The following is a 14,615-nucleotide window of genomic DNA, read 5'->3' on the forward strand; positions in this document are numbered from 1 at the left end:
GCGTCCGGCGTGGTCTCAGGCCAGGACGGGTACGCCGGAGACGTCGACCGTGTCCGGGTATTTCAGGCCGGCGCCGGTGTTGAGCACCACCACCCGCTCACCGGCCCGGATCCAACCTCCGGCGCGCAGTTGCCGGGCGGCGGTCAGGCAGGCCGCCCCCTCCGGGCACAGCAGCAGCCCCTCCCGGGTGGCGAAGTCCCGCAGGTCGGTCAGGATGTCCGCGTCGTCGACGGCGACGGCGGTGCCGGCGGACTCCCGCAGCGCGGTCAGGACCAGTTCGTCACCGAGCGGCGAGGGCACGGTGATGCCGAACGCCACGGTGTGCGCGTCGACCCATGGGCGGGCACGGTCCTCTCCGGCGGCGAAGGCCCGCACGATCGGTGCGCAGCCGGTCGACTGCACCGCGACCAGCCGGGGCAGCTTGTCGCCGATCCAGCCCAGCTCGCGCAGCTCGTGCATCGCCTTGTGGATGCCGATCAGGCCGACCCCACCGCCGGTCGGATAGATGATCACGTCGGGCGTCTGCCAGCCGAGCTGCTCGACGATCTCGTACCCCATCGTCTTCTTGCCCTCGAGCCGGTAGGGCTCGCGCAGCGTGCCGGCGTCGAAGATCGTGCCGGACGACTCCGCGACCAGCTCGGCCACCCGCCGGCCGGCGTCGCTGATCAGCCCGTCGACCAGGCGCAGGTCGGCACCGGCGGCCACGCACTCGCGGCGGCAGATGCTCGGCGCGTCCAGCGGCATCACGATGGTGGCGCCCATCCCGGCCCGCGCCGCGTACGTCGCCCAGGCCGAACCGGCGTTGCCGTTGGTGGGCATGGCGATCCGCTTGACGCCCAGCTCGCGGGCCCGGCTCACGCCGACGGCCGCGCCGCGCGCCTTGAACGAGCCGGTCGGGATCAACCCCTCGTCCTTGACCATCAGGTCGGCGATGCCGATCTCCGCGCCGTAGGCCGGGGCGTGCAGCAGCGGCGTCCAGCCCTCGCCGAGCGTGGTGACGTGCCGCGGGTCGGCCACCGGCAGCAGCTCCCGGTAGCGCCACAGGTCGGCCGGACGCAGCCCAAAACGCTCCGGGGTGACCGCGTTCGCCACGGCGGGCAGGTCGTAGCGGGCCAGCACCGGGGAGCCGCACTCGCAGAGGTTCTGCAACTGGTCGGCGGCGTACTCCCGGCCGCAGCGCGGGCATTCCAGATGGGTCAGGTACACGTCGCTCCTCGCCGTCCGAACATTCGACGCTCAGCCGCTGCTCACGCCCGGTACGAAGGGCCTCGTCGCCGGCACCGGGGAACCACGGCGGAGTCTGCCAGTGCAATCCGGACAACACCAGCCCATCCGAGCAGTTCCCGGCGTTGCGCGTACGACGCACGAGTGTCCGGGTTCACTCAATGACCGGGCGCGCGGCGGGGTAGAACGGTCCTCATGGACCTCACCGACCAGCCCACCGTCCTGCTCCCGGGCGACGTGCGGATGCCCCTGCTCGGCTTCGGCACCTGGCAGGCCACCGGCCAGGCCGGTTACGACGCCGTGCTGGCCGCGCTCGACACCGGCTACCGGCACCTCGACACCGCCACCGTCTACGGCAACGAGCGGGAGGTCGGCCGGGCGCTCATGGAGAGCGGGCTGCGCCGGGAGGACGTCTTCATCACCACCAAGCTCCCGGCGGACCGGGTGGGTCGGGAACAGGAGACGCTCCAGGCCAGCCTGGAGGCGCTCGGCGTCGACCAGGTGGACCTCTGGCTGATCCACTGGCCGCCGTCCTCCCCGGGCGACAGCATCCCGCTGTGGCGGGAGTTGTTGGCCGCCCGGGACGAGAACCTCACCCGGGCGATCGGGGTCAGCAACTACAGCACCGCGCAGATCGACGAGCTGATCCAGTCGACCGAGGAGAACCCGGCGGTCAACCAGATCCGGTGGAGCCCGGCGCTGTACGACCGCCAGCGGCACGCCGAGCACCGGGACCGGGGCGTGGTGCTGGAGGGCTACAGCCCGTTCAAGGCCAGCGACCTCAGCGACCCGGTGTTGACCAGGATCGCCAGCGCGCACGGCGTCTCGCCGGCCCAGGTGGTGCTGCGCTGGCACATCGACCACGAGATCGTGGTGATCCCCAAGTCGGTGACCCCGGAGCGGATCAGCGCCAACTTCGACGTCTTCCAGTTCTCGCTGACGGCGGAGGAGATGCGCGACATCGACGCGCTCGGCGAGGTCTGACCCGTCGAATCTGCCAAATTCCTTCAGCTCGCGCATCGGCTGTGAAGGCTATCGACATCGACGCTCATGACGGTATACCGTCCCGGGCATCACGATCGTCGATCCGATCGAGCCGACGCCGCCCGCTGGAGGAGCGCCATGGCCACGTCACGATCCATCCGTCTACGCCGCCGGGGTTTGCTCGGCATCCCCGCCCTGGTCGCCGCCGCGCTGACCGTCGCCGTCCGGCCCGCGCCGGCGAGCGCCGCGCCGAAGGTCGAGTGCCTCGCCGACCTGCTCGGGGAGTCCTGATGGCCACCATTCCCTGGCTGGTGGACGTGCTGCGCGCGGCCGGGGTCCAGGTCGTCGTCGAAGGAGACTGGCTCAACCGGATGCGGCCGGGCTCCTTCGACCCGATCGGGGTGCTCTGGCACCACACCGCCTCGACCTCCAGCGCCAGCAATCCGCACCCGGCGCTCGGCATCTGCATCAACGGCCGGCCGGATCTGGCCGGCCCGCTCTGCCAGGCGCTCGTCGACTACAACGGCGTCTTCCACGTCATCTCGGCCGGCCGGTGCAACCACGCCGGAGCCAGCGGCGGAAGCGGACCGATCCCCGCCGGTGACGGCAACACCCTGATGATCGGGTGGGAGATCGACTACAACGGCGTCAACCAGGAGATGACCGCTGCGCAGTACAACGCCTCGATCGCCGCCACCGCCGCCGTGCTCACCCGGCTGGGCAGGGACAGCAGCTATGCCCGAGGGCACCGGGAGACCAGCACCAGCGGCAAGATCGACCCCTCGTTCATCGACCTGAACGTGATGCGGGCCGACGTGGCGGCGAAGATGGCCGGCGGGGGCACCGCCTGGTCCTCCATCGTGGACAACGCCACCGCCGGCCGGTTCACCGCGAGCGCCAACTGGGGCGTGTCGTCGTACTCCGGGCAGCGGTACGGCGCCGACTACCGGTACGCGGACCCGGTCGCGGCCAGCGACCCGGCCTGGTACAGGTTCAACGTGCCGGCCACCGGCAACTACCGGGTCGATGCCTGGTGGCCGGCGAACTCCGGCTACAACAGCGCCGCCCCGTACATCGTCGCCACCAGCACCGGCAACCAGACGGTCATCGTCGACCAGCGGGCCACCGGTGGCCAGTGGCGGGTCCTCGGCACGTTCACGCTGCCGGCCGGGGACGCCAACCGGGTGGCGGTCAGCCGCTGGAGCAACGGCACCGGCCTGGTCATCGCCGACGCCGTCCGGCTCACCCGGGTCTGACAACGCCGGCCCGCGCCCGACTGGGGACGGGCGCGGGCCGCCGCTGGGACGCCCGCGCAGGGGGCCGCCGAGGTGGCGGCACCCCTGCGACGGTCGAACGACCTGCCTCAGGCCCTTGCGCAGGAGACCCCGTTGAGCGCGAAGCTGGTCGGTGACGAGTAGGCCCCGCTCAGCGTGCCCTGATAGCCGAAGCTGGCCGTGCCGCCCGGGGCGAGCGTGCCGTTCCAGCCCAGGTTCCGCGCGGTCACGGCCGACCCGCTCTGGCTCACCGTGGCGTTCCACGCGCTGGTGACCTGCTGCCCGCTCGGCAGGCTGTAGGTCAGCGTCCACCCGTTGACCGTGCTGGTCCCGGTGTTGGTGACCTGGACGTCGGCGGTGAAGCCGTTGTTCCACGAGTTGGGCGTGTACTTCACCGCGCACCCGGTGCCGCTCGGCGGCGGGGTGGTCGGCGGCGGGTCGGTCGGGGGCGGGGTGCCGCCGCCGTTGACCGAGGCCGAGAAGGAGGTCACCGCCAGGCCCGCGCCCCCCTGCCAGGGCTCGAAGCCGGCCTGGATGCTGGTCAGGTACCAGGAGTTGGTGATCGCGCCGCGGCTGCGTACGTCGGCGATGAAGTCCAGCACGCTGAAGTTCAGGCTGGGGATCGGCGACGGCGCGACGTAGGAGATGACGTTGTTGGCACCGTTGCTGCCCCGCCAGACCTCCCACGTCCGGCCGGCCAGGGTGGTCGTGCCGACCGGCGAACCGATGGGCTGGATCGAGCCCTGCCGGTTGAGCCAGATCATGATCTCCATCTGGTTCACCCCGTCCCGCCGGGGTGTCGGGTCGAGCCAGATGTCGTACGAGGCGTTGTAGGTCGCGCCGCTGACGTACCGGTAGCTGATGCTGCTGGTGGCGCTGCTGATCTGGCTCACCTGGATCGGCAGGTTCGTGCCGGGGGAGCAGTTGGTGTAGTGACAACCGAAGAACACCGAGGGGTACGCCGTCGGTGCGCCGTTGGTGGGGTTGCTGCCGTTCTGGGTGGTGATCTCGAAGCCCGTGCCGGTGACGTTGATGCACTGCTGGGCGCTGGTGCCCCAGCGGTTGTTCTGCACCACGTACCTGCTCTGGATGACGGTCGAGCCGTACTGCTCGCAGATCTGGGTGTCGGCCGAGGCGCTGCCGCCGAGGGCCACGGCGACGAGCGAGCCGCTGAGCAACAGGCCGGCGGTGGCCAGTGCCCGAAGTGGACGTTTCATGACGCTCCTTGACTGGGGCGCGGGTGGCGCCGAAACGGGTCGGGGCAGGTGCGGGAGCGCTCCCACGCTCAACGACACATTTACATCTTTGAAACTCGTGCGCAACCGTACGTGTCAAACTGGTGAAATGTGACGATTGCCACGGCACCGCCGGACGGTCGTCAGTGGACGTCCAGCTAAGCGGCGCGGGCCGCCGAGGAGAGGGCCGGCGCGGGCCGATCGGCCCTGGTGTGCGCCAATTGCGCCGAGTAGTGTCTTGCCTCCAACGCGTACCGAAATCCCCCTCCGGAGGCGTACACCACCATGGGTGGCTCCCCGCTGCGCATCCTCGTCGTCGGCGCGGGCATCGCCGGTCTGGCGGTGGCTCGGGCGCTGCGCCTGGTGGGCTTCCGGCCGGACGTCACGGACAAGCTGCCACCGGGGGAGTCCACCGAGACCGGCCTCTACCTGCCGGGCAACGCCGCCCGCGCACTGCGCCGGCTGGACCTGCACGACCCGGTCCGCCCGCTCGGGCAGGTGATCCGCCGGCAGCGGTTCTTCGACGCCGCCGGGGCACCGCTCTGCGAGGTCGACCTCGACACCCTCTGGGCGGACGTCGGCGAATGCCGGGCGCTGCCCCGGGCGGAGTTGCACCGCGTACTGCTCACCGGGGCCGGCGGCGCCGTCCGACACGGCGCCGAGGTCCGCACCCTGGAGCTGCTGCCGGGTGGTGTCGGCGTCACCTTCACCGACGGCACCAGCACCGAGTACGACCTGGTCGTCGGTGCCGACGGGCCGCGCTCCTCGGTCCGCGCGCTGGCCTCGCTCGGTGGGCCGCCCCGCCCGGTCGGGCAGGTGGTCTACCGGGCCGTGCTGCGCGACGGTCCGCCGCTCACCGAGTGGACCGCCCTGCTCGGCCAGCGCTCCGGGTTCCTGATGGTGCCGATCGGCGCGGGTCGGCTGCACATCTACGCGGACGAGGCCGGCACCGAGGAGCCCGCCGACCCACTGGCCCGGCTGCGCGAGCTGTTCGCCGACTACCGCGGCCCGGTGCCCGAGGTGCTGGCGATGCTCGACCAGGTGCACGTCGGGATCACCGACGAGGTGGAGTTGGGTCGCTGGTCCCGGGGGCGGGTGCTGCTGGTCGGTGACGCCGCGCACGCCACCGCGCCGACGCTGTCCCAGGGCGCGGCGATGGCGCTGGAGGACGCCGTGGTGCTGGCCGAGTCGTTGAAGGCCGCCGGCAGCGTGGAGGCGGCCCTGGTGGCGTACGAGAGTCGCCGCCGGCCGCGTACCCGATGGGTGCGGGACCGGACCCGCGACCGCAACCGGACCCGGGACGTGCCGCCGGCGCTGCGCGACCCGCTGCTGCGCGGACGCGGCGGCCGGATCTTCGGGGAGCACTACCGGCTGCTGGTCGGCCCGCTGTAGATCGCGTCCCGCCACCCCACGCGGCGCTGCGACCTGCCGGGGACTATCCTCCTTGCGGATGACGGCCCGCCGATAACCAGCGTGTGCCGAGCGGGACAACCGAGAACCGGAGGCCACTCGTGACCACCGTCGCACCCAAGCCGGTCGTGACCCGGCCCTGGCCGGTCCGGGAGCCGGTCAAGGGGTCGGCCATCGCGCGGCTGCTGCGTACCACGGACGCGAAGCAGATCGGGATCATGTACATGGTCACCGCGTTCGCGTTCTTCATGATCGGTGGCCTGATGGCCCTGATCATGCGGGCCGAGCTGGCCCGGCCAGGGCTGCAGTTCCTGTCGCCCGAGCAGTACAACCAGCTCTTCACCATGCACGGCACGATCATGCTGCTGTTCTTCGCGACGCCGATCGTGTTCGCCTTCGCGAACTACATCGTGCCGATCCAGATCGGCGCGCCCGACGTCTCCTTCCCGCGGCTGAACAGCTTCGCCTACTGGCTGTACCTGTTCGGCGGCACGATGGCGACCGCCGGGTTCATCACCCCGGGTGGTGCCGCTGACTTCGGCTGGTTCGCGTACGCGCCGCTGAGCAGCGTCGAGCACTCGCCCGGCGTCGGCGCCAACATGTGGATCATGGGTCTGGCCATCTCCGGCCTGGGCACCATCCTCGGCGCCGTGAACATGATCACCACGGTGCTGACGCTGCGCGCGCCCGGTATGACCATGTTCCGGATGCCGATCTTCACGTGGAACATCCTGGTCACCAGCCTGCTGGTGATCCTGGTCTTCCCGCTGTTGGCCGCCGCGCTGTTCGCACTCGCCGCCGACCGCATCGTCGGCGCGCACGTGTACGACCCGGCGACCGGTGGGCCGATGCTCTGGCAGCACCTGTTCTGGTTCTTCGGGCACCCCGAGGTCTATATCGTCGCGCTGCCGTTCTTCGGCATCATCAGCGAGGTCATCCCGGTCTTCTCCCGCAAGCCGATCTTCGGTTACAAGGGTCTGGTCGCCGCGACCGTCGCGATCGCCGCGCTCTCCATGAGCGTCTGGGCGCACCACATGTTCGCCACCGGCCAGGTGCTGCTGCCGTTCTTCAGCTTCCTGAGCTACCTGATCGCCGTGCCCACCGGCATGAAGTTCTTCAACTGGATCGGCACCATGTGGCGGGGCCAGATCAGCTTCGAGACGCCCATGCTCTGGGCGGTCGGCTTCCTGGTCACCTTCCTCTTCGGTGGTCTCACCGGTGTGCTGCTGGCCAGCCCGCCGATCGACTTCCACGTGTCCGACTCGTACTTCGTGGTGGCGCACTTCCACTACGTGCTCTTCGGCACCATCGTGTTCGCGGTCTTCGCCGGCATCTACTTCTGGTTCCCCAAGATGTTCGGCCGGATGCTCGACGAGCGCCTGGGCAAGGTGCACTTCTGGCTCACCATGATCGGGTTCCACACCACCTTCCTGGTGCAGCACTGGCTCGGTAACGAGGGCATGCCCCGCCGGTACGCCGACTACCTGCCCGGTGACGGCTTCACCACGCTGAACACGATCTCCACGATCGGCGCGTTCATCACCGGTATCTCCACGCTGCCGTTCATCTACAACTGCTGGAAGTCGTACAAGACCGGCCCGGTCGTCGAGGTCAACGACCCCTGGGGCCACGGCAACTCGCTGGAGTGGGCGACCAGCAGCCCGCCGCCGCTGCGCAACTTCGACCGGATGCCGCGGATCCGCTCCGAGCGGCCGGCGTTCGACGCGAAGTTCCCGGAGCTGGCCGCGGGCGGCCAGAGCCTGGCCGGCCCGCCGGAGGGTGGCGCCAAGCTGCTCACCAGCGAGGCGGACGGCGGTGCCAGCTACCGCGAGGACGTCGCCAGCGACATCGATCGGCACTGACGCCCAGCTCCACAGCCGTACGACGGGCGCCGCCCCTGGGATCACCGGGAGCGGCGCCCGTCGCCGTCGCCGTCTCCGGGGTGCCCGGTGGCCGGTGCCCGGTGCCCGGTGCCCGGTGGCCGGTGCCCGGTGCCCGGTGCCAGGTGCCCGACGCCAGGTGCGCGGCGCGGGATGCGGGGTGCGCGCCTGATCGCACGAGGTCAGCGATGCCGGGGTGTCCCGGCGGCCTGGACACCCCGACATCAGCGACTTGGAGTCGTTGACCGCCCAACGGCCGGGTCCGAGGCTGGAGCCCGACCCGGCTCAACTCGCCTGCCTGGCCTGGCTCGTTTGGCCGGCGGAGGGCACCCGTCCTCTTGAGCGGTATACCTGTGAGGCATAAATATGACTCACAGGTATACCGCTCTTCCTGGACATGCCGACCCGGCGGGGTGGCGGGCCGTTCGTGCCGGGGCGAGGTTGCGGGCAACATTCGCGGGGCGGGGCGGGGCGGGGCGCGGCAGTGCGGCGCGGGGCAGTGCGGCGCGGGGCAGTGCGGCGCGGGGCAGTGCGGCGCGGGGCAGGGCAGGGCAGGCAGGGCAGGGCAGGGCAGGGCAGGCAGGGCAGACAGGGCGGGCAGGGCAGGGCAGGCAGGGCAGGGCAGGCAGGGCAGGGGGCTCGGACAGGTCAGTGGGCGGCGGGGGCGAGGTCGGCGTCGGTGCGTGCCGATTCGGCCGCCGCGGCAGTCCGGCGGCGGCGCAGCTCGATCGGGAGCACCACCAGGGTGACCAGTGCGCCGAGCGCACCGGTCACCACGAAGCCCCACAGCGGTGCACGGGCGTCGATCACCGCGCCGGCGAGCGGCGCTCCGACCGCGATGCCGACGGTGACGGCCGAGCCGTGCAGGCCCATCGCCTCACCGCGTACCTCGGCTGGTGCCAGCCGGCTGACCGCGTCGGCGGTGGCCGCGAGGGTCGGTGCGCAGAGCGCCCCCGCCGGGACCAGCGCCAGGCTGAGCAGCCACCAGTGTGCGCCGCCCAGGCCGACCGGAATGGTGCAGAGGCCGAGGGCCGCGGTCAGCATCAGCGGGGACAGCGGGCGGTGCACGGCGCCGTAGGCGAAGCCACCGAGCAGGGAGGCGACCGCCCACATGGCCAGCACGACGCCGGTCCAACCGACCTCGCCGCTGGCCCGGAGCACGGCGACCACCGCCACGTCGGTGCCGCCGAGCACCAGGGTGGCGGCGGCGCTCACGGCCAGCACGGCGAGCATTCGGGGAGTCAGCCATTCCCGGCGGGGCACCTTACGACGTGGGCCGGCGGACTCCTCGGCGGCACGGATCGGCGGGTTGAGCAGCCACAGGGCAACCCCGGCGCCGACGATGCCGGCGCCGACCAGGTACATGGTGGTCCGGGCGGAGATCGCGGTGGCCAGCGCCACCGCCAGCGCCGGGCCGATCATGAACGACAGCTCGACCGACATCGAGTCCAGCGCGTACGCCGGTCGGCGTTGGGACTCCGGGACCAGCGCGGCGATCGACTGGCGGACCACCGAGAAGATGGGCAGGGCGAGCGCCCCGGCCACGAAGGCGGCCGGGAGCAGCAGCGGGTACGGCAGCGAGGGCGCGGTGACCCAGAACACCGCCTCGGCGATTCCGGTGAACATCAGGACCGGGCGCAGGCCACCCCGGTCCACCAGCCGGCCGATCAGCGGGCCGCCGATCGCGGAACCCACCGTGCTGGCCGCGCCGACCAGGCCGGCGGCCCCGTAGCTCCCGTCGAGGTCGAGCAACACGTGGAAGGTCAGCGTCACCCCGGTCGCGGTGAGCGGGATGCGGGCGAGGACGGCGACCAGCAGCAGCGACCGCAGGCCGGGTAGCGCGAGCGCCATCCGGTAAGGCTTCATGTTCATCTGGGTCCGTACCTCCGGCGACATCCTCGACCGGCGGCGGACCGATGGCCAACCAATTACCGCCTCATGCGGTCCTGATCACAGGCTCGCCGTGCAGCGTCACCCCGGCGCCGTCCATCGCCCGCAGTGCCACGTCGGTGGTCGCCGGAGCGACCGCGGCGGTCAGCTCCAGCAGCACGGTGGTGGCGAAGCCCTCCCGCGCGGCGTCCAGCGCGGTCGCCCGGATGCAGTGGTCGGTGGCGATGCCGACGACGTCGACCCGGTCGACGTCGTGCCGACGCAGCCAGTCGGCCAGGCACTCGCCGTCGTCCGCGTGCCCCTCGAAGCCGGAGTACGCCGCCGCGTGCTCACCCTTGTGGAAGATCGCCTCGACCCGTTCGGTGTCCAGGTGGGGGTGGAACTCGGAGCCGCTGGTGCCGACGACACAGTGCCGGGGCCAGGACTCCACGAAGTCCGGCGGATCGCCGAAGTGCGCGCCCGGGTCGACGTGGTAGTCCTTGGTGGCGACCACGTGCGCCCACCGCTCCGGCTCGGCGGCGAGCAGCCGGGAGATGCCGGTGGCCACGTCGGCACCGCCTCCGACGGCCAGCGAGCCGCCCTCGCAGAAGTCGTTCTGCACGTCCACGATGATCAGCGCGTTGGTCATCGGGCGCTCCTCCCCTTGTCACGGACGGACCCGCGGTACGGGCCCCGGCGGGCTCAGTCGGCGGGTACGACGGTGACCGGCACGGCCGGGTCGCCGGCGGAGAGCTTCAGGCCCTCCCACGGAATGGAGATCAGGCACTCGCGCAGGTGCTCACGCGACTCGTCGAGGGTGGGCAGGGCGACCGGGTCGCCGTCGACCACGTACGACCGCTGAAGCATTCGGTCGTTGGGCTGCCGGTCCGGTACGCCCTGCGGAACGATGATCTCCTCGGTGGCGGTGCCGGTCGGCTTGTGCCGGCGGACCGCGACCTTCCGGCCGCCGATGGTCGCCTTGTGCTCGGAGCGCTTCACCACCGGCCGCCCCTCGACCTCGACGAGCTTGTAGACCAGCCCGGCGGTGGGCGCTCCGGAGCCGGTGACCACGGCCGTTCCGGCGCCGTACATGTCCACCGGCTCGGCGGCCAGCGCGGCGATCGAGTACTCGTCCAGGTCACCGGAAACAATGATCTTGGTCTCGGTGGCGCCCAGCGAGTCCAGCAACTCCCGGGACTGCTGGGCGATCACCGCCAGATCGCCCGAGTCGATCCGTACGGCCCGCAGCTCCGGCCCGGCCACCGCGATCGCGTTGCGGATGCCCTGGCTGATGTCGTACGTGTCGACCAGCAGCGTGGTGTCCTTGCCCAGCGTGGCCACCTGCGACGCGAACGCGGCCCGCTCGTCGTCGTGCAGCAGGGTGAACGCGTGCGCCGCCGTACCCGCCGTGGGGATGCCGTAGCGCGCTCCGGCGGCGAGGTTGGAGGTGAACCGGAACCCGGCCAGGTACGCCGCCCGCGCCGCGGCCACCGCGGACTCCTCGTGTGCCCGACGTGATCCCATCTCGATCAGCGTCCGGCCCCGCGCCGCGGTCACCATCCGGGCCGCGGCGGCAGCCACCGCGCAGTCGTGGTTGAGCACGGAGAGCGCCAGCGTCTCCAGCACCACGCACTCGGCGAAGCCGCCGGAGACGGTGAGGATCGGCGAGTTGGGGAAGAACAGCTCACCCTCGGCGTACCCGTCGACGTCGCCGGTGAAGCGGTAGTCGGCGAGCCACGCCGCCGCCGCCTCGTCGACCACCCCGGTCCGACGTAGGAAGTCGACCTCCGCCGAATCGAAGCGGAAGTCGCGGATCAGCTCGATCAATCGGGCCGTGCCGGCGACCACGCCGTACCGGCGGCCGGTCGGCAGCCGACGGCTGAACACCTCGAAGACGCAGCGACGGTCGGCGGTGCCGTCCTTCAGCGCGGCGCTGACCATGGTCAGCTCGTAGTGGTCGGTCAGCAGCGCGGGGCCCAGGGTGCTCACCGCCCCAGCCTAAGGTTCAGCCCGCGTCGCCGCCTTCGTGCCCCGGGATCGACCGCAACGCGGCCCACAGCTCGGCCCGGCCGGTGACACCGAGCTTGGTGTAGATCCGCTGGAGGTGGTTCTCGACGGTGCGCGCGGAGAGGAAGAGTCGCTCGGCGATGGCCCGGCTGGACGCGCCGTGCGCGGCGAGTCGGGCCACCTGCCACTCTCGCTCGGTCAGCACCGGCGCCCCGGCGTTCAGCGCCGGCGTGCGGATCAGGTCGCAGCGGCCGAGCAGCCCGGCCAGGCGCTCCCGGGCCGCGGCTGCCGTCGACGGGTCCTGCCGGCGCAGTCGTTGCAGCGCCTGGGCGGTGGCCTCGGCCGCGTACACCGTCAGGTCCAGCGCGGCGTAGTCGTCGGCGGCCGCGAGCAGGCCCGTGGCGGAGTCGGTCGCGGCGGCCCGGGCGTGCCGGGCCAGCAGCGGCGGGAGCACCCCGTCGACCCGCTCGGACAGCTCGGCGAGCCGCTGCGCGACCGTGCGCCGCCCGCCGTCGGAGCAGGTGGGACCGACCGGCGCGCCGGCCTGGTCCAGCCGGACCAGGTCGTGCAGGACGTGCACCTCATGCCCGGCGAAGCCGTCCGCGCGGAGCCGGTCCGCCAGGTCGCTGAGCTGCTTGACCGCGCCCGGCAGGTCGCCCGACGCGGCGAGGACCGCACCGCGGGCCTGCTCCAGCCACGGGTAGAGCACCGCCATGCCCGGTGCGTGGGTGCGGTCCGCCTCGGCCATGGCCTCGGCCGCCTGCGTCGCGTCGCCGCGCAGCGCCGCCGCCTGCGCCCGCCCGGCCTGCGCCAGACCGGCGTAGACCCGGCTGGTGGCCAGCACCGCACAGGCGCCCAACGAGGTACGCATCGCCGCGTCGCTCTGCCCGCGCAGCCGTGCGGCGTACGCCTGGAGAATCGCCAGGTAGCCGGTGCCGAGCCGGAAGTCACCGGCGCCCGCGAGGTCGGCGAACTCGTCGGCCACGATCGCGTCGATCCCGGCCAGGTCGCCGGTGAGCATGAGTCGGGTGCCCCGGGCCAGCTCCAGGGCCAGTTGCAGGTACGGCATGTCGGTACGCCAGCTCGCCACGGCGGAGTGCACCTGGTTGATCGCCGTACCGCTGAGGCCCAGCTGGCCCTGTGCGGCCTGGAGGTAGGCGATCGTGCAGCGGGCCAGCTCGCGGGCGGCGACGCTGGCCGCCGGCCGGTCCAGAACGCCCTGGCTGAGCCGCACGGCGGTGGTCGTGTCCAGTCGGTGCAGGCGCATGACCGCCTCGAAGGCCTGCACCCGGGCGCGGTCGGCGGAGTCGCTGAGCTGCTCGACCCGGGCCGCGATCTCCTCCACCGTGGACTCCCGGCTCAGCCCCCAGTAGCTGACCATGCCGCGCACGGTGAGCCACCGGCAGAGCCGCCGGTCGTCGCCGGGTTCCGGGGGCACCGCGTCGAGTACGCCGATCGCCTCCTCCGGGCGGTCGGCGAACATCAGGATGGTGGCCAGCAGCTCCGCCGCGTCCGAGCCGCCGTCGGCGTTCAACGCCGCGCGGGCCAGCCGGGTCGCCAGCGGTACGTCGTATCGGGTGAACGCCTGCACCGCGGCGTCCAGCAGCAGCGCGCCGTCCTGGGCGGTGCCCGAGTCGAGTCGCCACACGGCCACCCGCAGCAGGTCGTCGCGGCGGCGCTTGCCGACCTGCTCCAGCAGTTCGGCGAGGTGGGCCTGGAGTCGGCGGGTACGGCTGACCGGGCAGCGGCGGCGCAACACCTCGCCGTAGAGCGGGTGGGCCAGCCGGACGTTGGTCCGCCGGTCGTGCTGCACCACGCTGATCAGCCCGCGTTCCTCGGCGATCTCCACGTCGGTCGAGTTGGCGGCCTGGTTGAGCAGGTGCAGGCCGAGGGGCTCGCCGAACGCGACCAGCTCGCCGACCAGGCGGACGCCGTCGGTGAGCTGCCCGACCCGGGTGTCGATCAGGTCGGTCAGGTTGGGCGCCAGCTCGAGGCGCCCGGTCCACTTCCAGATCCCGTACGTGCGCTTCAGCTCCTCGCTGCCGTTCGCCGCGTGCACCAGCTCGCGAAGCAGCAGCGGGTTGCCGGCGGAGAGCCGGCCGAGTCGATCGGAGGAGCCGGCGTCGACCGGGCCACCGAGGATCGCTACCAGGAGGCCGGCGGTCTCGGCCGGTTGCATCGGCGACAGCTCGACGTGCTCGACCAGGTCGTCGGTCCAGAGTGCCCGGATCGGCAGCGGGATCTGCTCGCCGTCGCGCAGCGTGCCGATCACGGTGGCGTTCTCGTCCCGGGCGACGAGGTGCACGAGCGCCGCCGAGGGCGGGTCGAGCAGGTGCGCGTCGTCGATGGCGAACACGATCCGTCGGCCGGCCGCCTGCTGGTGCAGTACGTCCAGCGCCCAGCGCAGGATGCCGGCGGGGGAGAGGCCCTGGGGCTGCTCGGCGGGCAGCACCTGCACCAGCCCGCCGAACGGCAGCGCGGCGGTGGTGGCGCTGGCCGCGATGGACCAGATCGCGTAGCGGTCGGTGGGCAGGGTGGAAACACACTCGCGCAGCAGCCGGCTCTTGCCGATGCCAGCGCTGCCGGTGAAGAAGAGCCCTCGACCGGCCTCGCCGGTCACCGCCGCCAGCAGGCGGTTGAGCTCGTCCGTACGGCCGACGAACTTCCATCGACTCATCGGGGCAGCATATCCATCGAAATACGTCGGCGCGCGCACCGTCACGCACCGAAGT

At 72.0% G+C, this 14,615-nt stretch carries 11 protein-coding genes; 5 read left to right on the top strand and 6 right to left on the bottom strand.

Annotated features, from left to right (window positions below; all coding sequences use genetic code 11):
• Window positions 1–15: 15 nt before the first annotated feature.
• Window positions 16–1,206, bottom strand: coding sequence for a threonine synthase (locus ACFQGL_RS15215; protein WP_377511849.1), 1,191 nt, complete (start codon window positions 1,204–1,206; stop codon window positions 16–18).
• Window positions 1,207–1,419: 213 nt separating this feature from the next.
• Between ACFQGL_RS15215 and ACFQGL_RS15220 the strand changes: the two genes are divergently transcribed.
• From ACFQGL_RS15220 to ACFQGL_RS15230, 3 genes are all read left to right on the top strand, one after another.
• A complete protein-coding gene (locus tag ACFQGL_RS15220) occupies window positions 1,420–2,208 on the top strand; it encodes an aldo/keto reductase (RefSeq protein ID WP_377511852.1) in 789 nt (262 codons plus the stop codon).
• A gap of 138 nt (window positions 2,209–2,346) precedes the next feature.
• Window positions 2,347–2,499 (top strand): hypothetical protein, encoded by a 153-nt coding sequence (locus ACFQGL_RS15225; protein ID WP_377511855.1) that lies wholly within the window; start codon window positions 2,347–2,349, stop codon window positions 2,497–2,499.
• The gene (locus ACFQGL_RS15230; protein WP_377511858.1) at window positions 2,499–3,464 is read left to right on the top strand and encodes a golvesin C-terminal-like domain-containing protein; all 966 of its coding nucleotides are present in this window, start codon (window positions 2,499–2,501) and stop codon (window positions 3,462–3,464) included. The genes ACFQGL_RS15225 and ACFQGL_RS15230 overlap by 1 nt, the downstream gene beginning before the upstream one ends.
• Window positions 3,465–3,571: 107 nt before the next feature.
• Here the strand turns inward: ACFQGL_RS15230 and ACFQGL_RS15235 are convergent, their stop codons facing one another.
• Window positions 3,572–4,699, bottom strand: coding sequence for a glycoside hydrolase family 12 protein (locus ACFQGL_RS15235; RefSeq protein ID WP_377511861.1), 1,128 nt, complete (start codon window positions 4,697–4,699; stop codon window positions 3,572–3,574).
• A 303-nt stretch (window positions 4,700–5,002) separates the two neighbouring features.
• Between ACFQGL_RS15235 and ACFQGL_RS15240 the strand changes: the two genes are divergently transcribed.
• Complete coding sequence (locus ACFQGL_RS15240) at window positions 5,003–6,109, top strand: FAD-dependent monooxygenase (protein WP_377511864.1); 1,107 nt, start codon at window positions 5,003–5,005, stop codon at window positions 6,107–6,109.
• Window positions 6,110–6,228: 119 nt separating this feature from the next.
• The gene (ctaD, locus tag ACFQGL_RS15245; protein ID WP_377511867.1) at window positions 6,229–7,989 is read left to right on the top strand and encodes an aa3-type cytochrome oxidase subunit I; all 1,761 of its coding nucleotides are present in this window, start codon (window positions 6,229–6,231) and stop codon (window positions 7,987–7,989) included.
• A gap of 666 nt (window positions 7,990–8,655) precedes the next feature.
• Here the strand turns inward: ctaD and ACFQGL_RS15250 are convergent.
• From ACFQGL_RS15250 to ACFQGL_RS15265, 4 genes are read right to left on the bottom strand one after another with little or no spacing between them, the layout of a single operon-like run.
• The gene (locus ACFQGL_RS15250) at window positions 8,656–9,903 is read right to left on the bottom strand and encodes an MFS transporter (RefSeq protein WP_377511870.1); all 1,248 of its coding nucleotides are present in this window, start codon (window positions 9,901–9,903) and stop codon (window positions 8,656–8,658) included.
• Window positions 9,904–9,943: 40 nt separating this feature from the next.
• Window positions 9,944–10,525 (bottom strand): isochorismatase family protein, encoded by a 582-nt coding sequence (locus tag ACFQGL_RS15255; protein ID WP_377511873.1) that lies wholly within the window; start codon window positions 10,523–10,525, stop codon window positions 9,944–9,946.
• A gap of 53 nt (window positions 10,526–10,578) precedes the next feature.
• Entirely contained in the window at window positions 10,579–11,865 is a 1,287-nt protein-coding gene (locus ACFQGL_RS15260) for a nicotinate phosphoribosyltransferase (protein ID WP_377511876.1), read from the bottom strand.
• A 16-nt stretch (window positions 11,866–11,881) separates the two neighbouring features.
• Window positions 11,882–14,560 carry a LuxR C-terminal-related transcriptional regulator gene (locus tag ACFQGL_RS15265; protein ID WP_377511879.1) on the bottom strand — a complete coding sequence of 893 codons (2,679 nt, stop codon included), beginning with the start codon at window positions 14,558–14,560 and terminating at the stop codon, window positions 11,882–11,884.
• Between the last annotated feature and the right edge of the window lie 55 nt (window positions 14,561–14,615).

Origin of the sequence: Micromonospora vulcania (genome assembly GCF_042658605.1) — a bacterium.
Lineage (GTDB): Bacteria > Actinomycetota > Actinomycetes > Mycobacteriales > Micromonosporaceae > Micromonospora > Micromonospora vulcania.